Source organism: Spirosoma liriopis, assembly GCF_023196085.1.
GTDB lineage: Bacteria > Bacteroidota > Bacteroidia > Cytophagales > Spirosomataceae > Spirosoma > Spirosoma oryzicola.
On sequence record NZ_JALPRF010000003.1, the window covers coordinates 293,865 to 316,529 of the forward strand.

Here is a 22,665-nt window from a genome sequence, read left to right on the forward strand (position 1 = left end):
CATAAAAGTCAGTGGATTGCCGCTGGTAGCCATTGAATCAACGATGTAGAATGTTTATTGATACACACGCACATATTTACGACGATCAGTTTACCGACGAGCTTAATGCCATGTTGGAGCGGGCTGAATCGCAACAAATTGGCCAGATATGGATGCCGAACTGCGCCCGCGAAACCATTCCGGGTATGATGGCTTTGGCCGAGCAATACCCCGACCGCTGTTTACCAATGGTGGGTCTGCATCCGGCTTACGTCAACGACACAGTTGAGGACGAGTTAGCGGCTGTTGAGGATCATCTGAATCGAAATGCGTTCATGGGCGTTGGTGAAATCGGGCTGGATTTTTACTGGGACATGACATTTGTTGAGCAGCAGTTTGTCGCTTTCAAAACGCAGCTCCGGTGGGCCGCTGAACAAAAGTTGCCGGTGTCGATGCACACTCGTTCGGGCCACGACCGAAACGCATTTAAGGAAGCCGCCGATGTGATCGAAAAGCTCGCCCTGCCCGGACTTACCGGCATTTTTCACTGTTTCGTCGGGACCCTCGACGAAGCCAACCGAGCCATCGAAATGGGCTTTAAACTAGGAATCGGTGGCGTCAGTACCTTCAAAAACGGCGGTCTGGACAAGGTGCTACCCCATATTAGCCTGGATGCCCTGGTGCTGGAAACTGACGCGCCTTATCTAGCGCCCGTGCCTTACCGGGGCAAGCGAAATGAACCATCGTACATTCCACTAATTGCTCAGCGCGTCGCTGACCTCAAACAGATAAGCGTGGATGATATCGCGCGCCACACAACAGCAAACGCCCTGTCTCTTCTTCCGTCATTATACGACAACCTGCTACCGGGTTGATCGCCATACTATTCTACAGCATAAATGGAGTACAAAACAGTTCGCATAAATCCGGTTCGCCCAAAGCAACCCCGTTCGTCGGTGTTGGTTATTTATACAGGGGGCACTTTTGGAATGGTTTACGATCCCAAAGCCAGCCAGCTAATTCCGTTTAATTTTGAGCAAGTGCTTGAGCGAGTTCCTGAATTGAACCGGCTCGATTTCGAAATTACGATCTTGACGCTTCCCGAGATCATCGATTCATCGAACATGAAGCCCGCCGTTTGGGTAGAACTGGCGCAGTTGATCGAGCGGTATTATAACGAATACGATAGCTTTGTCATTCTGCACGGTACCGACACGATGGCCTACACGGCTTCGGCGCTGAGTTTTATGCTTACAGGCTTGACGAAGCCGGTTATTTTGACCGGGGCTCAATTACCAATCGGTGTCGCACGTACCGATGCCCGAGAGAATTTTATTACTGCACTGGAGATTGCCGCCGATGTTGATACGAGTTCGCAACAGGAGGGGCGTCCTATTGTGCCCGAAGTATGTGTCTATTTTAATTCATTTTTGTTGAGGGGAAACCGGGCCACCAAGCACGAAAGTGTTCAGTTCAACGCCTTCACGTCCGAAAATTATCCACCTCTCGCGACCGCAGGCGTTAGTATTGATTATAATCGACCTTACATCCGTCCTTACCAGGCCGATTTGTCGCTGCGCGTTCAAACAGCACTCGACTCAAACGTAACCATCCTGAAACTGTTTCCCGGAATTACTCAACCCGTCGTGGAATCGATTTTGACTATTCCGAATCTGCGTGGCGTTGTACTTGAAACGTTCGGAGCGGGTAACGCACCAACAGATAGCTGGTTTTTAAATACGCTCGAAAAAGCAATTGATAAGGGAATTGTCTTATTCAACGTATCACAATGTAACGGTGGGCGTGTGACGCAGGGACGCTACCAAACGAGTAAACGGCTGCAACAAATTGGTGTTATAAGCGGAGCAGATAGTACAACAGAGGCCGCCATCACAAAACTGATGGTTGTGTTAGGACGTGAAGCCGACCCGATTCAGGTGCGAAACCTGTTGAGTAAGTCAATAAGTGGTGAGATAAGCGAATAAACGCTATTTTTTGATAGGTGGGTATTGCGTCGAAGAAAACAATGATGCATATTTGCACTCCCAAACGAAACAGAGAGCTGCCGGAGTGGTCGAACGGGTCTGATTCGAAATCAGAAGTACTCGCAAGGGTACCGGGGGTTCGAATCCCTCGCTCTCTGCAAGAATGCATTTATAATGAACTGATGCCTGATACAAACCTGTATCAGGCTTTTTTTTTAGCCTTTTTTGGCCAATCTGCCTCGATTTTATTGCTTGATGACACCTGTGATGACACCCTTAGATCGCTGGTGACACCTGTGTAGGCTAGGATTAAAACCCGATTAAAAGGATTGCTGCCGCTTACACAACATTCGCCTTAACACGGTACCCTACTCTTCTCTCCACTCGCTGCACTAAATGCAGCGATATATGATCATTTCAAGAATGGACATTAGTTTCTGGCGTCGCAGAAGCAAACAAAAAGGTAAAGCCGTTATCTACTGCCGCATTTCGGTAGGCGGTGAACGAATTGACATCGGTAGTACAGGCGTCACTGTCGACTGGAACAACTGGGACGGTGAACGGGTTAAGGCCGCTGAACCGCAATCTGGTTTTTGGAATGAGCATCTTGATACAATGCGCAGCCAATTAAGAGCCCATTTTAATGATCTGTTCCGTAAGAAGGAACCGATCACCGCAGCCAAGATCAGACGCTTGTACGAGGGCCAGAATTCATCAGTAAGTTTGTTGTCGGCCTTCGAGCTTTACTTGAAGGAATGCCGTACGGATGTAGAGCGCAATCTGGTGGCTGAGACCATTACCGTCTACGACAACGTTCGCAAAAAACTCACTGATTTTCTCATCTCGCGAAAAGCCACTGATCTACTGGTCGAAGACTTTGATTTAACCTGGATAAAAGCCTACCGGAGTTGGATGAAGAAGTTTAAGCAGGAAAATGGCAAGGTTGGCCATGCTGATAGCTACATTGCTAAACAGACCCAGACAATCAAAAACGTCATTATCTGGGCTAAGCTAAACAAGCTCGCTGATAAGAACCCGTTAGACGGTTACAAAGTGAAAGGCATAACGTATGGTGACCCGGTGTTTCTGACTAATGAAGAATTTGAAAAGCTGTTAAAGCATCACTTTAAGAGTCCAAAGCTGCAACAGATAGCTGACCTATTCATCATATTATGTCGCACTGGCTTTCACTATGGTGATCTTGAAGACTTCATCAGAGAGCATAAGACGGCCCTGCGGCTTGGTATCGATGGCGAAGTATGGCTGATGAAAGCCCGCATTAAAACTGATGTGATGGCCAAAATTCCGCAATTTGATGAGGTCAAAAAGATCGTTGCTAAGTATGGTGGTTGGGACAAATTGCCACTTATCAGTTTGGTCAAGTTCAACTATTGGCTCAAGCTGGTAGCTGCTGAGATGAACCTGCATCCTGAACTTTCCAGCAAGGCTGGCCGCAAGACATTTACAGACTGGTGCTTCAATACTTTAGGATTGACCACTGACGCTATTAAAGTGCTGCTTGGTAGGAAGTCAGATAAAGGCATGGAAGTGTACGGCCGTCCCGATGAACGTCGGGTATCAGTCGAACTAAAAGCCAGTAAGGCGATGAAAGATCGTCGACGTAATAGGTCTATCTAGTAGTTGTTTACTAAAGCATCTTCAAGCTTGAAGATGCTTTAGTAAAGTAAAAAGCATTTTGGTTGTTTTAAAACAACCTACTATATTTGGATATGAAGAAAAAAATGACTCCAAAAGAATATGCAGAAATGAGATCTATATCTTTAAGCGCAGTTACAAAACAGATAAGACAAGGTGCTGATATACCATACGTTAAGAAAATAGAGAAGTTTGGTAGATTCTACCTTTTAACTATTGACTTAGATCAAAATGGTGAAATAAAATAATAAATTTGTTAGGTATTTGGTTGTTTCAAAACAACCAAATACCTTTGACTCATTAATTAGTAGAAGATTTAACAAAGACATATAGTTAATATGAAAACATATTCGGTTCGAGTATTACGCGAAGCAGGACAAGACCCTTTAACTGGTCATTTCACAGAGGAACAGGAGGAAACCTTAATTATCGAAGCTGAATCAGAAGACCAAGCAGCCAGACAATCGTATAGGAAATCTACTATTCAGTTTCGAGGACAAGAAAGAAGGACATTCATAGATGGAGCCGAGTATTTTGACCCTAGATATTGATTATATGTTTGAAGATAAAAAAGCTCAACATGTCTTGTTGGGCTTTTTTTATGTCCAAAAAAACGGTAAACACTGGACAGGGAATAATGGACAAGTATTGTGGACACAAATAGGGGCAAACAGCTTGTTGGTTCTTGTGTCTACAAAACCGTACGTTATATTTGACAGATGAAAATAGGCTACGCCCGCGTTTCAACGCACGATCAGAATTTAGATCTCCAGATTGCTGCTTTGCAAAAAGAAGAGTGTGGTTTGATTTTCCAGGAAAAGGTTGGTGGGGGGGGGAAGGATAGACCACAGCTAAATCATATGATGCAACGGTTGAGACCCGGTGATGAAGTAGTTGTCTGGAAGCTTGATCGCTTAGGTCGCAATCTGACCCATCTGATTGAAATAGTTGAAACCTTTGCTCAAATAGGTGTAACGTTCTTCAGTATTAATGATAAGATTGACACTAGCACAGCGAGTGGGAAACTGGTTTTTCACATTTTCTGTAGCTTGGCTGAATTCGAAAGAGCGCAAACCAGAGAGCGTACTATGGCAGGCTTAGTATCGGCTCGACTGAAGGGTAACATCGGCGGTAGGCCCAAAGGTTTGAGCGAAGAATCTCAGAAAGCCGCTAGAATTGCAGAATCATTATACTTAGAGGGTTACTCAATAAAGTTAATTGCAAATCAACTAAAGCTATCTAGAATGACTGTGTATAAGTATTTGAATTTCAGAGGAGTGAAAAATAGATGTAAAGTTGATTAGTTATAACATACTCTACATAAAGAGTAGTAAATGGCCATTGTTTACTTGTTATAAATAAATTAGGGTAATTATGAAAGTGTAGACAACTATAAACTTAAATACTTATTAGTAATAAGAGATTCTTATATTCAGAACTAGTATATAAAGACTAATAATACTTAAATGTTCTAATAGAAAGAATAAATTCACTCTTTAGCTAAAGATAAATATTTAGATATTGCGCAACAATGTATTATCTACATTGTGCAACTTACGGTAATGTTTAATTAGTCAATTTAATAAATTAAACTCATAATTTGTCAATAATGAGAAACTGTTTGGTTCTTTGTCAATATAGAGAGGATTCAAATTATAATGATTTTATTGGTAAGTTCTACCATTTTCCTGCTAATGAAAAGAAAACGTACTTGAATTCTTTTGATGAATTACCCTTAGAATTTATTTATTACGAACCGACAAAGTCAGGAAAAGGAGTATTTTTTGGGTATGGAAAAATCACTAAGCCACCATTCCCAGATAAGCGTCAGCCAGGATACTATTTCGTTGAATTAGATGATTTCAAGCCTTTTACACACGAAGTGTCATATAAAGATGAATCAGGTAAAATTCTTGAGTCTGAATCTCCCTACTATAATTCTCAAAATGCAGTTAGAAAGATTTCATCAAGACTATTAGATGAAATATGTTTAGATGGAGGAATCAGATTGAACTTTAAGACTGATGCTCATCTAATAAAAGTACTAGGCGAACAGTTAATCGGGTCTGAAAAGGTAGGAATTTTAGAGCTTGTAAAAAACGCACTAGATGCAGACGCTACATATTGTAGAGTGAGACTTGAAAAATTCCCAGACATTCCACCAGTAGAGCCATCGCTGTATGAATTCAATCAATATGATGGTCCTGTAATTGTAATAGAAGATGACGGTGTTGGAATGACGCGTCAAATAATAGAAGATGCATGGCTTCGGCCTGCAACAACTTTTAAAACAAACATAAAGGAACAAATAAGGTTAGAACGTAAAAAAGCCTTAGAAGCCGGTAGGTTAGGCAGTTATAATAGCTTACTTAACCAGTTTAAAAGAAACCGTGTTCCATTAGGAGAAAAAGGCGTTGGTCGCTTTGCCACCCATCGATTAGGACGCTTCTTAGAAATTCATACAAAAACTAAAGATATAGATTATGAACTTGTCTTAAAGATTGATTGGGATCTCTTCGATAACTATTCAAATGGACTTATTGATTTAGATTCTATTGGTGTTACTCTAAGTAGACAAAAGCAGTCTTGGAACTACGGTGTAAATAAAAGTGGAACTAGAATTATTATATATGGTGGAAGAGAAAACTTTACTTGGAGTAAAGAAATTATAGAAGATATAAATGATTCCATAATTGCCTTAAATTCTCCTAATCCAAAACCAGAGCAATATCATTCAATATTTAGAGTAAGTATTGAATGTCCTCAAATATCAGATCTACCGAATGAACCAATATATAAAGGCTTTATACCAAACTTCACTTTTTCAGCTCATGTAAATGAATACGGTGTTATGTCTTATAAGCTCTTGTTCAAACCATCACCTTCTATACCATTAGCAGAAGAAGCTTGGGCAGAAAAAGACTATGATTTACGAGTAAATAATACAAAAGGTTACTGGCTAAATAATCCTGATAACCCAAAATCAGGGTATCGTTCGCCAAAATGTGGCCCTTTTTTTATCTATATAGACGTATGGTATAGAGATGCTAAATGGACAGTTGGAAGAGCAGATGCTAAGACACTCTTTGAGTACCTGGATAATCATGGGGGCGTTTCTATATATCGAGATAATATAATCGTTTACCCGCCAGAAATTGGTCGAGCTCACGATTGGTTAGACTTAGCTCAACGTCAAATTAAGCAGACGTATAGAATGTCTTATTACCATATGATTGGTAATGTAGAGATTGAGCAGTTAGGAAATGATTTACTCGTAGATAAGACCAATCGTGAGGGCCTTATACAAAATATGGCTTTTGAGGATTTGAAGATGCTTGTTTCAACAGCTATCACAGCAATTCTTGAGGTACAGTATATTGGTAAACGAAATATGTACGGGGAACTCGTCAAAGGTGTTATTTCTGACCCTAAAAGACTAGGTAACGTTCTAAAAGACAATGCAGATTTGATTGGAAATATAACTACTCGTTACCCTGTTGTACAAGATCCTTTCACAATATTTGATCAGATCCCCGTTGAAGATAGATCTCAGAGACTCCTAAATCTAAGTAGCTCTTTAAGCTCTTTGAGACAAAGCCTGCAAATACTTGAAAGTAATCAAAACCTTTTTACTGAATGGGCTGGATATGGGATTTCAGTGGCTGTAGCTATTCATGAGCTAGCAAAAATCACATCTAATTTTTACAATGGCGCGATTAAGCTCTTAGAGCAAGGTGACACACAACCCGAAACTATAATAAATTTGAAAGATGCCTCAAAATCTTTCAGGTCAGAATTGAATCGGCTAGGGCCCCTAAGAGCAGTAAGAAATGAAAAGAAGAGTCAGTTCAATATTATGAAATCTGTTCAATACACAAAAGATTTGTATGAACGGAAGCTTAATCGTTCTGAAATAAATTTTCATGTTAATAGCGAAGAAGACTTTTTTGTTTGGGGTAGATATACTTCGCTTAATCAAGTATTATCTAATCTAATTGACAATAGTTGCCACTGGCTTGGATTCACTCGGAATAATAGAAGGATATCTATTATCTTAAATTCAAAAGCTAGAACTGTGATAATTGCTGATAATGGGCCAGGCGTTCATTCAAGTATAAGGCCTTACCTATTTCAGCCAGGTACTAGTATGAAGATTCCACCAAGTGGCTTGGGGTTGTATATATGCCGTCATTACATGCGCGATATTGGAGGTGATATATATGAAACCCATGAGAGAGAAAGAGTACCAGGCCTGAACGGTGCTCAATTTACATTAGACTTTGAAAATGTACCATCCAGTAGAGAGTTAGCAAAAATTTAAAAAATTTATTTATGGGCTTAAATATTACAGTTATTGATGACGGAGTTTTAGACGCATTACAATCGTTAGGAAATTCTATTAGTGGAACCAGTGCATTGCCAACCTCTATAATCAAGTTGTTAGTAGAAAAAGGAGAAGAAGAGTTTTCCGCTAATGAAGAAAGAGATTTGTATCGTCTTTTTCATGAACTAACAAGTACTCCTGAGAACGGTATATCATTTTGGAATAGTGTAACATGTTTTACACACCCTGAATTTTATTTGAAAGCTTTTGAAAATGAAATTTTTAGAAGTGACCTAATAATCTTTGATTGGACTTATAGATCACAACCAGTAGAGAATCATGTTGAAATCTTAGTGGAGATTCTTGAGTCATCTCATGCGTATCTGTATATATTTACAGCTGATAATAATGAAGATCAGGTAAGTGAAACACTTCAAGATCCTAAATTAAACCCTTATAGAGATAGGCTGGGTGTTTATAAAAAAGGTGAGGAAACAGAAGCTTTAATCAAGAAGGCTAATGAACTTCAAGAGAACAACTTTTCTGTTAAGTTTGGTAGTACAATTCGAAAAGTAACTAATAAATCTCTAGATAGAATTCTAGCCAAATTAGCTCATTTAAATATAGAGCGAGTCTTAAGTTTGCTAGCACGTCCTAATACTGCACAATTAGATCTAGATATCAAGCAGATGTTAGGTGAACAAATAAAAGTTCAACTGAGAAGTAGCTCTGAACTTAAGAAATTTTTTCAAGAAAATCAGTTTGGTACAGATGAAAGTGTAGTAGATGAACTAATAGATTTAGTTGCGGAGCGATTAAAAGGAAGTATTTCTTCTGAGGATATTGCTCATGAAGTGTTAGCCGCTAAGGAAGAAGCCAAGGACCTACAAGTAGTTACTGAACTTTGGTCTTATCGTTTGTATCATGTTCCACATACTGCAGACCATTATGTACGCAAAGGAGACATTTTGGCAAAAAGAAATGAAGATGGTACTTTTGACGTGTCAACTCTATACTTTGTTTTGACTCCAGATTGTGATTTAAATCACTTTTGGAAGAAAAACTTAGGATATATTCATTTAGTGCCTCTACTTTCAACAACATCTGAAAGCAGCAAAATAAAAGAGAGTCAAGAACTTACTAGGAGAAAGAACTTTGCAAAAACGATGAACGTAAATTCTTTAACTGCTCCTTTAAGTATGGGTGGTGACCCTCTATTGATGCCATACATCAAACATATAGATGGTACGTATAGTGATTATATCATGTTTCCTAAGGAGCTATCTTCGGCATTTATTGATATGCCAGCCGATTTAAAAGCAATACAAGAAGTTGCTGTTAGAGATGTACCAATCAAATATGATCATTTCAATGAATATGGCCGAGTGTGTACGTTGAATGAGCCTTTTTTAACTGCTACTGTTCAGCATATTTTTTCATCGTTGTCTGGATATGGGGTACCAGATTATCCTAGGGAAGCAAAGGAGGAGTTGTCAAAAACCATTCAAAACGCATTAGCATGAAATATTTAGCGGCAGATTTATTCGCTGGCTGTGGAGGCCTCACAGAAGGCATGCATGAAGCTGGGTTTGAAACTGTTTTAGCTTTTGAGTTAGAACCAGTTGCAGTGCAGACTTACCGTATGAATCATCCTGGTACAGAAGTAATAGAAGGTGACATACGGAATGTTGACTTAGAGAGTATAAAGAAGAAATTGAATGGACAAACGCTACATTTATTGGCCGGTTGCCCCCCTTGTCAGGGTTTTTCTTCTGTTAGAAGACTAAATCGAAAGCAAGCAGTAGATGATAAAAGGAATTCACTAATACTTGAGTTTCTACGATTTGTAAAAGAATTAAGGCCGTATACTATCATGATGGAAAATGTTCCTGGATTGAAAGAGTATGACCAATTTAAGAAGGTAGTATCTGAATTAACGAGTGATGAGTTGGGGTATCAAGTAGATGTGCGTGTCGTTAATGTAAAAGACTATGGAGTAGCACAAAGTAGAAAACGGCTTGTATTACTAGGGAGTAGATTAAAACAAAGCACACCAATTTTAGTAGCAGGACCAACTGGCGAACGTCGTACTGTGAGGCACGAAATTGAACATCTGCCATCACCTGACGAAACAGATGATGAGTTACATAAAATGGTTTCTACGCATACCGACGCAGTAATGAAGCGTATCCAGCTTACTCCAAAGAACGGCGGCAGTTGGAAAGATCTACCAAGCGAGTACGTACTTAACTGTCACTCTAAGCCAAATGTTGGTTTTAACGATATATACGGCAGGTTACGTTGGGATGATTATTCTTCAACTATAACAGGCGGTTGTCTAAATCCATCAAAAGGACGTTTTCTTCATCCTGTTCAGGATCGAGCTATAACGCCTCGTGAAGCCGCTTTACTACAATCGTTTCCAGATAATTATCGGTTTCCAGTTAGTATAAAAAAGGCAGATCTCGCATTGATGATAGGTAATGCTCTTCCGCCAAGATTCAGCAAGGTGCAATGTAACCATCTGAAAAATCATCTAGACACGTATTTGGAACCATCTGATATTTAGATATTTAAAAAAGTTGCACCTTTTGTGACGCGTAATGCATTGTTTTTTAGGTAATTAGGTATCTAAAACTTTAATTTTTCGGTGCATCTTTGTCTTTCGACCCCGCCCTTTGGCATTTTGGAAATTTCCAAAAATGGAAATGGCGAATAGCTGAAACGGTCGAGCCGCTCGCAGGTACTTGCAAAATCCTGGAGCGGCTCGACCGTTTTGAATTGGTGCGTGTTGCCGGTTGTAATTGGGGCTCGACACTCAGTCAGCTGGTTGACCCATCAGCTTGATCAGACTGCTGGTCACTGATTAAGCTGGCCAGCCTGATCAGTTTAAACAAAGCTGATCTCGAAGTCATCGTTGGCTTTGGCCAGGCCGAGTCGTATGCGTCGCATGATGTAGTAGTCGACCGTATCGGACAGGTGGGTTGCCAGCTCCTGCTCACCGCCCCCTTCTTCACTTGATTTGTCCTTCGAGTAGTCGGTCTGGATCGGGCTGTTCTCGATACTGATGACAGCCGCCTTTGCCTTCACCCCATCGATGCGCACCTTGAACTGCTCGGGCTCCTTCTCGGCCAGCACCCGGTTGATACTGTTGTGCTTATCCTTGTGCAGTGGGTTGAAGTTGAGTGGGGCTAGTACCACGTCCCAGCCTGCTTCTGTTAGTATCTCTTCTACCTGCATGAACATGGTCTTATTTGATCCCGCACTCTTGCTCCCCCCATTGCGGTCACCTGTCAGAATGATGTGCCTTTTTTTGTGCTCCCCATAAACCTGCTTGATGGAATGAGCCAGGGCTTGCGCCATCGTGCCCCCATCCTGAGCCTCTTTCACAAACACCACATCAACCAGCCGGGCATACTCATCATCCTCCTGCCACATGGTGGCACTGGTGAAGTGGGCATTGAAGTCAAGGGATGCCACCAGGTACTTGTTGGTCGAGTAGAACAACTCACCGTTCATTTTTAGAGGCTCGTCTTCGTCGTGATCTTCCAGAACGTGGGTCTCTCTGCTGAAAGAAGGGTAGAACGTTTTAGGCAGCTTCGAAATTCGCTTGCCATCAACTTCAACCTCGAATTCCATTTTGGTTAGAATCTTGCGCAGGCCGTCGATATAGTCATCAGGCAGAAAGGCTTGATTGTCTCTGGTGCGTACTTCCATATAATAGTACTTGTCGGGCTCTTTTTTGGCAAGCTCTTCAATCTCATACATCCATTGGCCATCGGGTGTCCAGGGGGGTGAGGAAAACACAAAAAAGCTATGGTGCAGAAAAGAGTCAAATTTTCCGACGTTCGCTCGAAGGGTGGGCAATACGATTTTGAGCCAGATTTTTTTAAAATTCAGCCCTTCGTCGACAACATACATATCGTAGTTGGCCCCCCGGTTTTCGTCAGCCGCCAGCTTGAATGATTCAAACTCGATGCAAAAGCCATTGGCGAAGGTGATGCAGTTTTCCCAGTTATCGGGTGCCTCATAAGGCCGGTCGAAGCCGGGTGGCGGCTCCCGCCAGAGCACATAGTCCCCTTCGCCGGTTTCCCATTCGTATTCGTGGCAATTCCAGCGTTTCCAGCCTGCCTTTAGCCCTGACGTTAATTTCGACTTTGCTTTTTTGACGGTTTTGACGCCCCAGCCGCATTTTGCCTTTGGTAGTTCTTCAGACGCTATCTTGAGTAGATCAGAAAGGCTAATCGACTTACCTGAGCCGCGACCGCCCACCATACCGACCATTTTGAAATGTCGTGAGGTGACAGCATCCAAAAAAGTGCCCTGTTTTTCATTGACCAGCAGTTCAATCTCGTCTTGGTCGGCAGGTTCATCGTATTTCTTCATGGCTGATGTCCTGAATTTGATTTTGGGCCACTGGCGCAGGGGCCACGGTGACCGATTTGATTTTGAAGACCACTTTGGTCGGTTTTTTCTTCGACTCGTTGTCGACTACCTTCTGATTGTCATAGGCACCGTCGATTTTGGCTGCTTTATCCATCAGGATGCCAAACGACACCAGGTCGCCCATTTGCTTGGCTTCAAATGCCGCACTGCGAAAGATTTCAGCGTACATATACTTGACGCCTTCTTTGTTCTTAGACTGGCGTAGCTCGGCAAACACCTCGTAGGCCAGCGTCAGGATTTCACGCGCCCGACGATCCTGAATTGAGCGGGTGTTTTTGAGCATGCTCAAAACGTCCTGATCCGAGTGGCCTGCGCGTAGCCAGGCCCGAACGGTGTCAATCTTTTCGTAGGTCTCAAACTGGGTCGGTGTCAGTTCGGTCTTGTCATCGAGCAGGTACTTTTGATAGACGCTCAACTCTTCCTGCACTTTGACCAGGTATTTATTGTGTTGTCTCATTGGGGTTGTCGATTGAGAAAAAAAATGGTCTATTCCAGAAAAAGCGTCAAATTTTAGAGCCCTTCATTTTTTAGCTCTTGTTTGTATTTTATCTCACCAAGCTCGGCTTCCAGAGCTTCGCGCAGGCCGATCAGCCGGTCAAGCTCGGCCTGCCAGACATCGGCTTTTTTGTGGTCGGGCTGCTCTTCGAGCTTTTGTTTGTTCTTGGAGATGTTGACGCGGGTGCGGGCTAGTTCAACTTTGATCTCGGCTTCACTCATGCCCAGGGGTATGGTCGTGGGTTTAGGCTCGGGCAGCTTGCGACGCTGCTGGCCGGTCTCGATCTCGAAGCGAACGTCTTTCCACTCTTCGCGCAGCTGCAGAATTTGTTTGACAACCGGCAAGCGGCCAGCAACGTCATTATCGGCAAAGTCAGCCAGCGTATTAGACAAAAGAGCAGCTCGACGGTGAAGGTCTTCGGCCTTCAACATCAGCTGCTCTTTTTCCAAGCCTACCGGGTTGTTACTTATTCGCTTTTTTTTTCCGGCTCGGTTGATTGGTTGGTTTGTTCGGTCGGCTGCTGATCACCCTGGTTACCCTCTTGCGTCTGGTCATCTTGTGGCTCGTCCTGGTCACCCTCTTGCGTCTGGTCATCGTTGTTGGCCATCGTTTCGGTGGCCGTCACTACGGGTGCAGCCGGTGCTGGAGCAACGGGCACAGCGGGTGCCACTGGCTTTGGAGCCGCTGGCGTCGCTGGCTTTGACGCTACTGGAGCCACTCTAGGAGCCGCTTTAGGCAGGGTCGGTTTAGCCGGTGCTGGTGCCACTGGCTTGGTCGAGGTGGGTGCTGCGGGCGCAGGGCTGGCAATGCCACCCTGTGCTAAAGCCGCATCATAAGCGGCTTTAGCTGCTGATAGAGCCGCTTCAGACTCTTTCGTCTGCTGTGAGCTATGATCCATTTGGGCCAGCTGATAGGCCGCTTTGAGTTGTTTTTTGTCTAGCATGACGGTAAAAGGGGTATCTTTTAAAATGGTCCTAATTTTTGCTTTAAGCTGTTCTATGGTTTCCATAAACCGGGTTTAGGACTCGGTTTCGGTCCCTTTGACTTTATCTTCGACTACTTCCAGGTACTGGCCAGGATATTGAGCCGCGACCGCTTCGGCCTGCTCCACGGTTAGGGCATCGGCCCGAAAACTCTCGTCACCTATCGAAAACGATACGTCTGGAGCGCACAGCAGCTTTATTTTTTTGGTTGTTGACTTTGCCATAACGAATCAGAAAAAAGGCTCCTGCCCTGGTAAGGCAGGAGCCGGTTGAGCGGTTGAAAAATAAAGACTAGGAAATGCCCGGTATTACAATCGTGTCTTTCAACGGCAAATAGCCATGCATGTAGCCGTCCTGCTTTGACTTGAGCGTCCATTCCCGACGATCACCGCCTTTGGCACCCGAGGTGTGAGTGATCTCAAACTGCTGGCCATTGATCGACGTGCCCACGACGATGCGCTGACCGTCGTTGCTGAGCTCGATGGCAACCACCTCCTGGTTGAGCAGCTTTTCGATAGCGGCCACCTACACTGGGTTAAAGCCCGCAATCTTAACTTCAATCATTTGCTCCCAGGACTGATAGCCCGACGAGCCTTTCATGTTCTGGTCGATCTTGAGCGAGTTGTCCGAAACAGCTACTTCGATGAACACCGCAGACGCTGCCAGTACGGGTGGGTTGATAATTTCCCCGTCAACGATGTCGCCTTTTTTTGGCCATTCACCAACGATGGAGTCAACCCCGATGAGCCACAATTTACGACCACCGCCAGGGTTGGCTTCACCCTGCGCAGGCCGCTTGATGGGAGACAACGCCCCGTACAAGGCCAGCGGACCACTCAACAGCGAAAGGCCGGTAAATGACTCGAAACCATACGTCAGCAATGGAATGCTGGCAATCCCTGCCAGTACGTTGCCGGTCTGCTCGGCCACCAGGCCCGCTATTGCAAAAAGGGCTAAGCCCAAAAACACTTTGAAAAACTTCATTTTTTTAGCTATCTGATAAAAACTTGTGAACTGGAAAAAATAGACTGGTGCAATGCCCTGGCTACCGTGAAGCAGCCAGGGCAAAGGGATTAAACCGCGTCGTTAATGAACAGCAGATCGGGTGATGCGAAGTCGAAACCGACCGACACCCGAATGCTGATCTGCCACGATTTGACCTGCTTGACGATGTTGATGTAATACACGCCCGGTGCCTCGTTGGCAATGAATTTGAGGTTGTCTTTGGGGGTAATGGCCATCGTTTGTTTGCCCGCAAGACCCGGATCGATCACAAAGCTGATCTGGCTATAATCGTCTAGTGCGGTTGGCTTGTCAGCCGGTCCAACGTGCTCGGGGAACAGGGCGCGACGGTTCCGACGGTACTTGTCGTAGCTCACCTGGGACAAGTAGAAGTTGAGCGGGACGGCAAGCATGTCTTCGCGGGTGCTGGCCACCAGCTGCGCCAGACCGTTCACCTGCTCGTAGGCATTGTCGTCGGTCAGGTCTTCTCCGTCGAAGACGTGGTTGGCACTAATCTTAGCCGCTGCATCGGTTGACGCACGAGCTACGGTGAACTTCTTCAGCAGACCGTCTGCGATGTTTTCGGCACCAACGGGCGTCGGGTTGTAAATACCCTTCCAAACCGTTTTAGTGCGCACAAACTGGAAGTGCTGACGAATGATCTGCCGGATAAAGAACAACTCGAAGGGATTGTCACGCACTTCAGCCTCGGTGCGGGTCGGCTCCAGCATCCAGCCGTAGTACGAACGGTACGCCTTTTTGATGTCATCCAGGGTGATCTCAAGATCAATGTCACCCTCGGTGAAATCGGCTTTGCGCGAACGAATCTCTAACGCCTTTTGGCCCTGGAAGCTGTTACTAGCCGCCTTGAAGGCATCTTTGATTTCGGCACTCACCAGTAAACCTTTGTCCCGAATGATCTCGGTCGAAAAGTCATTGCGCAAGGAGGCTACCCCGTCCAACGTCGAGTTGATCAGGACAATGTTGCCGCCCAGGTCTTGCACCGTCCGCATGAGGTCGGTGCCAAAATTTGAAAAATCAATTGTTTCATTCATTGCACTCTACTTGTTAAAACGTTAGCTGTCTAATTGAAAAAAATAGGGCCATTCGTGGCCGTTTACTTGGTGCGGTTGCGGTTCTGGAAAGCCGTTAGTACACTGGATGAAGCCGCTGACAGCGTTGGCTGCTCGGTGTCTACCTGCTGGCCCCGGTTGCTGGCATCGGCAACGGGTAAGGCCGTGCCCTGGCCGGTCATTTTCTGGTACCAGGCTTTGTACTGGCCGAGCTCGTTGGTGGTGTTGGTCAGTTGAGCCGTCAGCGTGTTGACACTGGCTTCAGCCGTCGTAGCTCGGCTGGTCATGGCCGTCAGTTGGTTTGCCAGATCGCCCATCGGGGCTGGTATCTCCAGCGGCATGGTGCCCTGCGCGACGGGTGCGACAGGTGTGGTCACCGCTGGTGTAGCTGATGCGACGGGTGGCACTGCTGCCGTTGGCTGAGCCGGTGTGACGGGGGGCACTGCTGGCGGGGTGACCGTCGCTGCCTGCAGCTGCTGATGGATGACAGCCGCTTCCTGTTCGGCCTGGTTGACTTGTTCCTGCGTCGCATTGGCCAGGAACGTCAGTGCAAAGGAGGGCAATAGGCTCGCTAGAAAGCTGCCTGATACGGGGTTTTTAAGCATAGTTTTTAGATAATTGAAGTACTCGTTGGTAAGAAGTTTGCAGGTCGGCTACCTTGTCGGCCAGACCTTCTTTGATGGAATCCTGCGTATTGTAGAGCTTGCCGGTGTAGACATCGTCCGACTTGATCTTGGTGCCCCGTCCAATGCGCACGTCGGCTTTGAAGACTTTGTTGGAGGCATCGAGCCCTTTCTGAATCTCGGCTCTGGCTTCGTCATCGAGCGGCTCGATGTCGTTTTGCCGGTTCTTGTGAATACTGCCCGTCGAGCGGAAAATTTCGGGCTCTAAACCAGCTTGTGCCATCGCTTTGGCCCGGTTGACGTGCATGTACATGGTGCCGATGGAGCCGACCGAGCTCACGGTCCCTGGCTTCATGTGCACCTCATTGCCCTGGCTGCCCACCCAGTAGCCCGCTGATGCGCAGAACTGAACCGAGGAAACGACGGGCTTTTTTTCCTTCACCGCCCGCACTGCCTGCACAAACTCCGCAATGCCCGCTACCTGGCCCCCGCCCGTATTGAAGTCCAGAATGACCCCTTTCTTTTTATCATTGGCTGCGATGTTGTAGAGCATCGAAATGATAAAATCAGTAGAAAATACATTGCCATACAGATCACTGCGGGTTAGAATGCCGGTGACGGGAATGACGGGTACCTGCGCATCCTGGCCGATGCTGAGCCGGTCGGCCCAGTAGCCCTCAATGGTGTAGTCGGTCTGCGATGAGCAGGCTTCGAGCACCGTGGCCGGTACGTCGGGGTAACCCGTCAGGTAGGGCCGGAATTGATTAGCCTCCAGAGCCGCCATGACGGTTGAAACGTGAAGATAGGAGATGGCCCAAATGCCATTCAGATTGACAGACATTGCCGTAATGGTCTATTACGCTACGAAAGTCAGCAGGCAACTACCGTCAGGAAAGGACCAAAAAAAGCCCGCTGCTGACGGCTGGCGGGCTCTTGGTTGGTTAGTAGGAGTACAGCAGCTGAATCTCGGCCACGTTGCCATACGATTCATTGCCGGGCCAGTAGAGCCGCCAGTACTGAGCCGTGACGGCTGCGAAGGTGAAACTGAAGGTTTGGGTGTAGTTGTTACTGTCAACCCCCGATACGGTGTAAACCGTTGTCCAGCTTGCCCCATCGGTCGAATACTGGAATTGCCCCGTATTGATCTTGGTGCCGTAGTAGCTGTCAGGCCGGGGAATAAAGCTAATCTTGTTGAGCGTTTTAGCCACTCCCAGGTTGCGCCCGACGTACTTGCCCGCATCCCCATTGGCTGCATCGTAGAAGGTCTGCGCGTTACCGTCGAAGACCTTGTCAGGGGTTCGGGTGGTATCGCCCGAAAACACCCCGCCACCATCGTGAATGACGCTGCCCATGCTGCTATAGTCGATGGGTGCGTTGTCCGACGTGCTGGTTAGCAGCCGTCTGACCCCGTTGGGCCACAGCAGATAGTTGGCGTTAAAGGTGTTGGTCTTATTGTCCTGGCTGACCAGCACAAAGGTGAGCGTCGACGGGGTGCCCAGGGCCACCAGAGCCGGGTAGTTGAACACCGTCGTGAAGGCCACCCCACCGCTGGCGGGCGTTACCCATCCGGTGGCATAGTCCGTGTTACTCGATTTAGCGAGTACCTGGCCAGCCGTCCCGCCAGCGGGTAACAGTCGGGGGCGCAGGCTGTTGACATCCGTGACCACGGCAGTGGCAAACCCCTTTAGATCGGAAATGAGTTGATCGTACCAAGCCATTAAGCTGATTTTTTCTGCGTGTAGTAAGCGGCTAAATCAAAGCTCGGGTTGCCCAGTTGCGCTTTACTTACTCCCCCGATGTTATCCAGTGCCTGCTGCTGCTCGGTCGGGGTAAAGGTCTGCGCCTGATCGACGCGCACCCGTTTGCCCAGGGCCACCGCAATGGTGTCGAGCATGCTGGCGTCAGCTGTCATCTGTGCCGCCAGTTCTCTCAAGGTGTCCAGAGCCGCTGGTGCCCCGTCGACTAAAGCCGCAACGGCTGCATCGATGCTGCCCTGAATCTTGTTCGAGCTCCAGGTCGAGCCCGTTGCTGTAACGGCATCGTTAATGCCTGCGGCATTGGCGATCTTGGTATTGAGCGAGGTCAGCGCAGCCACCAGGTTGGTTTTGGTAACGTCAGCGGGTAACGTACTCAAATTGCCGATCATGCCAATGATGGCTTTATAATCGACCGCTAGGATGTCTACTAAGTCTTTTAACTCCTGTTCTAACATGGTTTATAAAAATTAAAGTTGTTTTTTAAGATTGTACAAAGCGGCAAAATCGGTCTTGGTGGTGATCTGACTGGCCTGGGTGCTGCCCCCAAAAATGACAACGCCTTTCTGGTTGATTAGCTGAACGGGTGGCACCGCTGAGCGCACCAGCTGCACCGTGACGGGTCCGGTGCGAATGAGTTTAACCGGCTCGGTGCGGGCCGGTCGGATGACTTTGATGACGTTCACGGTTCGACCTGCATTAAGAGTTGTACGAAAATTTCCCGTTCGTCATCGCGCACCCCGTACAGCAGCAGCGTGTAAGCCCCCGTTGCCAGTTCACCCATGCGGATGGTGTTCAGCGTCACCACGACGCTGTTGAGAGCTGGTCGGCTGATGCCCGACGTTTCGGACAAGGCCAGCAGCATGCCCTGGTTGTTGCTGAGCTCGGCACTGAAGCGGTAGCTGGTCAAATCCTGCTCGGTGGTTTCATCCGAAAAGACCTGGTACGCCCTGACGAACTGTTCGCGCCTGCTGACCTTGACGCGGTCGACGGGTGCGGTTAAATCCTGCTGAGTCATAGGCTGATAAAGGCTGATTGATTGAGAGTATTGAAGTTCTACCACAAAACTGACTCCGATAGCGCAGGCCCGAAAGGACGCACAAAAAAGGCTCCTGGTTATCCAGGAGCCTTTTAGTTGATCTTAGTTTACCCACCAGCGGTGGCCGAACCAGCGACAAGCCAGGTACATGCAGTAGTTACGAATCGGCTTGCGGGGTTCGACCGCTTTCAGCTGCTCGTACAGCTGCTCATCGGCCAGCCGCCTGGCTTGCTTTAGGCCGAGCTCTGCTTCAAACAGCCGATTGTCGTACCACCAGTCATGCAGCAGGGTGGCCCGGTTGTGCCGCCCGATTGGCGGGAAAAAGCCCCAAAGCAGCATAGGCACCGAGGCAAAGTCGGTCGTGTAGCCACTGGGAACAATCACCTGGCCTGCTTTGGTCATAAACGTGACTGAGCTCACCAGTTCCCACCGATCTGCCTTGAGCGGGTCTTCTTCTTTGTAGCGAACGACAATCGGCTGCTGGCTCATAATCCGCTGCGCGCGTCGATGTTGAGAATTTCCCCCGTCAACAGGGCATACAGTAGCGAAGCAAACGGTGTCTTGTCGTTAATGGTCATCCCTTTCTTTTTGAGATCACCCAGGGTGATGCCCTGAAAGTAATCGAGTTGGGGCATGGCACTCTCAGTGCCTTCAGCCACCACCTGGCCGGTCGCATCGACAAACGCCCCCATTGTCTGGCGGGTGACGATCTGATCGGCATACCGTTGCATGCCCGCCTGCTGCTGGTTGGTAGTCAGCGTCTGATCAGCCTGAATGCGCTCGGTGAGCGGCTGGCCACTGGCGTCGACGGTGATGACGCGCACCTGCTGCACCATATTCAAATCAGGGCCGATGTTAAAATTTTCGTGCCGGGCAATGCGCTTGAAGCTGGTGACGGGTTCGTCCGAAATCGGGGTTTGAATTGTGTCCATAGTAAAAAAGAAAAAGACGGTTGAAACGTGAAAGAAAACTACCAGGATGAAAACTGAATACGACGCCAGCCTTGCGTTGTTTTATGGTAAAACCAGGTGTCATCCCAACAAATATTGCCTGGCTGACCGTTGGGGTCGTTCGGCCCCGTGGGTGTATAGCGGTTCTCCAGTCGAAGCTGATCAAAGCCGTTAGGGCTCTTGACGTGTAGTCTGGCGGTTGGGTCAGGAGTACCAACGCCCATATTGCCGTTGGTGTCGATGCGCAGCCGTTCGGGAAAGGTGCCCCCACCATAGCCCTGAATGATAAACGCATCCGATCCCGCTGAAACACCATACCGCCAAATGCCAATACCTGCCTGGTGAATCTGTACTAGGGCACCGTTGCCCCCCGAAATGCGAGTGTTCTGGAATTGAGCCAGTATGCCATTAGCCGGGTTGTCGGCCTGCACGTCGAGTTTAAAGCCCGGTATCGCTACGCCAATACCGACCTGACCGTTGCCCAAAATAACCATCAGTAAGTTGCTCGTAGCCGGTGAGCTACCCGCATAAAACGCGTGTTTTGAGGCTAATGAATCCACCTGGTAGCGCAGCGTGTTCGGATTGATGCCAAAGCCGTAAAACTGGTTGTCGTTTTCGGTCGAATCGTTGAGCACGATTTTTTTGTTGGCTACATCATTGCTCAAGCGAAAGGCTTTTGTCAATCCATCAATTACGAACGCGAACGCGGCTCCCGACCCCCAGGTGCCATATTTAAATACCCCATCTTTATCAGTACCGATTTTGTCGATGCGAATGCCAGGGTGGTGAAGCTCGATGTAAGCTGGCCCGCCGTTCTGCGAACTTACCCGCAAGCCCGCCTGATCGTTGGGAACCTGTGAAAGCGATTTCGCGTCGGTATTTTTGGTGTAGGCTTCGATGCCACCTTTGAAGCGGGTGACACCCACCCGGTACACGTCATCGGAGTTGGCCCCACCTGGTTGACCATCGCTGGTGCGCAACCAGGTGGTTTGATTGTTGTTGATGGCATCGCGCACCCAGCGCACCAGCGTTTTCAAGAAAACCCGAATACCAACCGGCTTGATCTCGCGCGAGACATTGTCGGGGAAAGCCAGGTCGATCTGACTTTCAATCGGAGCGGAATCTAAAGGCATACTTATGAATCAAAAGAAAGGTTGAAACCAAAATCAAAAGCGGAATTAACAAATAGTACTTCAGGGTCGGTGCTTTCCAGCCGCCAGGCCGGGTGGTGACTCCGACCCGTAAACGTTAGCAGCAGCCCGTTGGTGGCTCCCTGCAGTCGGCTGGTGGTTAGGCGCAGGCCATTGTCGGGCTCTCCGGCAATCCAGCCCTGGCCGTTGTAGTCAACCCAGAACACTACCCACCGGGTGGCTGCGTACCGGCTCAGGTAGTCATCGAAGGCCGGTGATGGTTTGGGCATCGGAATCTGCAGCCGGGGTGCGTAGACAGAGCCCGCTGCTTCGCTATCGCCAGGCTCTTCAAAGGTGGCCGTCTTGGTCATGGGTTTGATGCGGCTCAGCATGGCCCCCGCCCGCACCAGCAGCCCCGCCTTGCTGACCGTCAGCGGCTGGCCCGCAACGGGCAATGCCTGCGGGCTGAGCACGTTCAGCACGTCGGCTGCGCGTAGCAGCCAAAGCTGACGAACGTAGCCCGCATTGGGCTCACCTGGTAGCAGGCCAAAGACTTGTTCGGTAATGGTCATAAGCCAAAAGTAGACCCCACAAACCCCGTCCGAAAGGACTAAATTTCGTAGCCGATTTTTAACAAAAAAGGCTCTGACGCATCGCCAGAGCCTTTTTTTGCCGGACTTTTTACGCACGAGCCGGACATTTCAGGTAAAAGCCGGACTTTTTAGTTCAAAACCGGACTTTTTACGCATAAATTTTTTCCATTTTTTCGACCATTGCGGGCTAAATAGTCCCGATACACCTTGCGCATGGTCTCGAAGTCAACGTCAACGTCGGCTTCGATGCTGTATCGCTCCAGAAAGGTGCGCACGTAGGGACCGTAATTGCCCCCCGCTAACTCGTGTACTTTGCGCACTTCACAGATCAGCGACCGCCGAAAAATCTCGTCTAGCTGCTTGGTCAGAGCCGGGATTTTGTCGGGTGGCACCTCGTAACTTTTCTCCCGGCAATAGTAGCTGATGATGACAGTGGTGCCACTGGGTTTCTCGACGCTCATCGGGAAAGGATAGGAGCGAGACACCAAATTCATCAAGGAACCGATCTCGCTCCACTTTTCGACGTGCAGGATGCCTGCCTGTGCTTCAAATTCACCCTCTAAAAACTTCTTTAAGTACTTTGGTACGGTTAACGTTAGACGTTTGAGCATTTAATGTTGAAGGTAATAATG

Annotated in this window: 27 protein-coding genes and 1 tRNA gene; 9 read left to right on the forward strand and 19 right to left on the reverse strand. The window is 47.3% G+C overall.

Going from position 1 to position 22,665, the window contains the following annotated elements; all coding sequences use genetic code 11:
- Positions 1-50: 50 nt before the first annotated feature.
- From M0L20_RS18060 to M0L20_RS18100, 9 genes are all read left to right on the forward strand, one after another.
- Positions 51-854 carry a TatD family hydrolase gene (locus tag M0L20_RS18060; RefSeq protein ID WP_248478394.1) on the forward strand — a complete coding sequence of 268 codons (804 nt, stop codon included), beginning with the start codon at positions 51-53 and terminating at the stop codon, positions 852-854.
- A gap of 24 nt (positions 855-878) precedes the next feature.
- Positions 879-1,964 (forward strand): asparaginase, encoded by a 1,086-nt coding sequence (locus M0L20_RS18065; RefSeq protein ID WP_248478395.1) that lies wholly within the window; start codon positions 879-881, stop codon positions 1,962-1,964.
- Positions 1,965-2,035: 71 nt separating this feature from the next.
- Positions 2,036-2,122, forward strand: a tRNA-Ser gene (locus M0L20_RS18070).
- A 250-nt stretch (positions 2,123-2,372) separates the two neighbouring features.
- Positions 2,373-3,602, forward strand: coding sequence for a phage integrase SAM-like domain-containing protein (locus tag M0L20_RS18075; RefSeq protein ID WP_248478396.1), 1,230 nt, complete (start codon positions 2,373-2,375; stop codon positions 3,600-3,602).
- Between the two features lie 92 nt (positions 3,603-3,694).
- Entirely contained in the window at positions 3,695-3,868 is a 174-nt protein-coding gene (locus tag M0L20_RS18080) for a hypothetical protein (RefSeq protein ID WP_248478397.1), read from the forward strand.
- 471 nt (positions 3,869-4,339) lie between these two features.
- Positions 4,340-4,924, forward strand: a complete 585-nt coding sequence (locus M0L20_RS18085) for a recombinase family protein (RefSeq protein ID WP_248478398.1) — start codon at positions 4,340-4,342, stop codon at positions 4,922-4,924.
- Between the two features lie 305 nt (positions 4,925-5,229).
- Positions 5,230-7,941: a sensor histidine kinase gene (locus M0L20_RS18090; RefSeq protein WP_248478399.1), complete on the forward strand. Its 2,712-nt coding sequence runs from the start codon at positions 5,230-5,232 to the stop codon at positions 7,939-7,941.
- Between the two features lie 11 nt (positions 7,942-7,952).
- Positions 7,953-9,467: a hypothetical protein gene (locus M0L20_RS18095; protein ID WP_248478400.1), complete on the forward strand. Its 1,515-nt coding sequence runs from the start codon at positions 7,953-7,955 to the stop codon at positions 9,465-9,467.
- Positions 9,464-10,513: a DNA cytosine methyltransferase gene (locus M0L20_RS18100; protein ID WP_248478401.1), complete on the forward strand. Its 1,050-nt coding sequence runs from the start codon at positions 9,464-9,466 to the stop codon at positions 10,511-10,513. The genes M0L20_RS18095 and M0L20_RS18100 overlap by 4 nt, the downstream gene beginning before the upstream one ends.
- 320 nt (positions 10,514-10,833) lie before the next feature.
- On the opposite strand, the gene M0L20_RS18105 is transcribed toward M0L20_RS18100, so the two are convergent.
- The 19 genes from M0L20_RS18105 to M0L20_RS18195 form a co-directional block, all read right to left on the reverse strand.
- The gene (locus M0L20_RS18105; RefSeq protein ID WP_248478402.1) at positions 10,834-12,330 is read right to left on the reverse strand and encodes a hypothetical protein; all 1,497 of its coding nucleotides are present in this window, start codon (positions 12,328-12,330) and stop codon (positions 10,834-10,836) included.
- Positions 12,314-12,847, reverse strand: a complete 534-nt coding sequence (locus tag M0L20_RS18110) for a hypothetical protein (protein WP_232559318.1) — start codon at positions 12,845-12,847, stop codon at positions 12,314-12,316. The genes M0L20_RS18105 and M0L20_RS18110 overlap by 17 nt, the downstream gene beginning before the upstream one ends.
- A 53-nt stretch (positions 12,848-12,900) precedes the next feature.
- Positions 12,901-13,335 (reverse strand): hypothetical protein, encoded by a 435-nt coding sequence (locus M0L20_RS18115; protein WP_248478404.1) that lies wholly within the window; start codon positions 13,333-13,335, stop codon positions 12,901-12,903.
- A gap of 17 nt (positions 13,336-13,352) precedes the next feature.
- Positions 13,353-13,895, reverse strand: a complete 543-nt coding sequence (locus M0L20_RS18120) for a hypothetical protein (RefSeq protein ID WP_248478405.1) — start codon at positions 13,893-13,895, stop codon at positions 13,353-13,355.
- 9 nt (positions 13,896-13,904) lie between these two features.
- Positions 13,905-14,093 carry a hypothetical protein gene (locus M0L20_RS18125; protein WP_248478407.1) on the reverse strand — a complete coding sequence of 63 codons (189 nt, stop codon included), beginning with the start codon at positions 14,091-14,093 and terminating at the stop codon, positions 13,905-13,907.
- A gap of 67 nt (positions 14,094-14,160) precedes the next feature.
- Complete coding sequence (locus tag M0L20_RS18130) at positions 14,161-14,361, reverse strand: hypothetical protein (protein WP_248478409.1); 201 nt, start codon at positions 14,359-14,361, stop codon at positions 14,161-14,163.
- Positions 14,362-14,394: 33 nt separating this feature from the next.
- The gene (locus M0L20_RS18135) at positions 14,395-14,853 is read right to left on the reverse strand and encodes a hypothetical protein (RefSeq protein ID WP_248478411.1); all 459 of its coding nucleotides are present in this window, start codon (positions 14,851-14,853) and stop codon (positions 14,395-14,397) included.
- An 89-nt stretch (positions 14,854-14,942) separates the two neighbouring features.
- Positions 14,943-15,926 (reverse strand): hypothetical protein, encoded by a 984-nt coding sequence (locus M0L20_RS18140; protein WP_248478413.1) that lies wholly within the window; start codon positions 15,924-15,926, stop codon positions 14,943-14,945.
- Between the two features lie 62 nt (positions 15,927-15,988).
- Positions 15,989-16,549 (reverse strand): hypothetical protein, encoded by a 561-nt coding sequence (locus tag M0L20_RS18145; protein WP_248478414.1) that lies wholly within the window; start codon positions 16,547-16,549, stop codon positions 15,989-15,991.
- Positions 16,542-17,408, reverse strand: a complete 867-nt coding sequence (locus M0L20_RS18150) for a S49 family peptidase (protein WP_248478415.1) — start codon at positions 17,406-17,408, stop codon at positions 16,542-16,544. The genes M0L20_RS18145 and M0L20_RS18150 overlap by 8 nt, the downstream gene beginning before the upstream one ends.
- 100 nt (positions 17,409-17,508) lie before the next feature.
- Positions 17,509-18,285, reverse strand: a complete 777-nt coding sequence (locus M0L20_RS18155) for a discoidin domain-containing protein (protein WP_248478416.1) — start codon at positions 18,283-18,285, stop codon at positions 17,509-17,511.
- The gene (locus tag M0L20_RS18160; RefSeq protein WP_248478417.1) at positions 18,285-18,779 is read right to left on the reverse strand and encodes a hypothetical protein; all 495 of its coding nucleotides are present in this window, start codon (positions 18,777-18,779) and stop codon (positions 18,285-18,287) included. Before M0L20_RS18160 ends, M0L20_RS18155 begins: the two co-directional genes overlap by 1 nt.
- 12 nt (positions 18,780-18,791) lie before the next feature.
- A complete protein-coding gene (locus M0L20_RS18165; protein ID WP_248478418.1) occupies positions 18,792-19,007 on the reverse strand; it encodes a hypothetical protein in 216 nt (71 codons plus the stop codon).
- Complete coding sequence (locus tag M0L20_RS18170) at positions 19,004-19,384, reverse strand: hypothetical protein (protein WP_248478419.1); 381 nt, start codon at positions 19,382-19,384, stop codon at positions 19,004-19,006. The genes M0L20_RS18165 and M0L20_RS18170 overlap by 4 nt, the downstream gene beginning before the upstream one ends.
- A gap of 78 nt (positions 19,385-19,462) precedes the next feature.
- Positions 19,463-19,849 (reverse strand): DUF1353 domain-containing protein, encoded by a 387-nt coding sequence (locus tag M0L20_RS18175; RefSeq protein WP_248478421.1) that lies wholly within the window; start codon positions 19,847-19,849, stop codon positions 19,463-19,465.
- Positions 19,846-20,292, reverse strand: a complete 447-nt coding sequence (locus M0L20_RS18180) for a hypothetical protein (protein WP_248478422.1) — start codon at positions 20,290-20,292, stop codon at positions 19,846-19,848. The genes M0L20_RS18175 and M0L20_RS18180 overlap by 4 nt, the downstream gene beginning before the upstream one ends.
- Before the next feature lie 38 nt (positions 20,293-20,330).
- Positions 20,331-21,443: a hypothetical protein gene (locus M0L20_RS18185; RefSeq protein ID WP_248478423.1), complete on the reverse strand. Its 1,113-nt coding sequence runs from the start codon at positions 21,441-21,443 to the stop codon at positions 20,331-20,333.
- Positions 21,444-21,445: 2 nt separating this feature from the next.
- Complete coding sequence (locus M0L20_RS18190; RefSeq protein WP_248478424.1) at positions 21,446-22,012, reverse strand: hypothetical protein; 567 nt, start codon at positions 22,010-22,012, stop codon at positions 21,446-21,448.
- 149 nt (positions 22,013-22,161) lie between these two features.
- A complete protein-coding gene (locus M0L20_RS18195) occupies positions 22,162-22,644 on the reverse strand; it encodes a hypothetical protein (RefSeq protein ID WP_248478425.1) in 483 nt (160 codons plus the stop codon).
- Positions 22,645-22,665 lie beyond the last annotated feature (21 nt).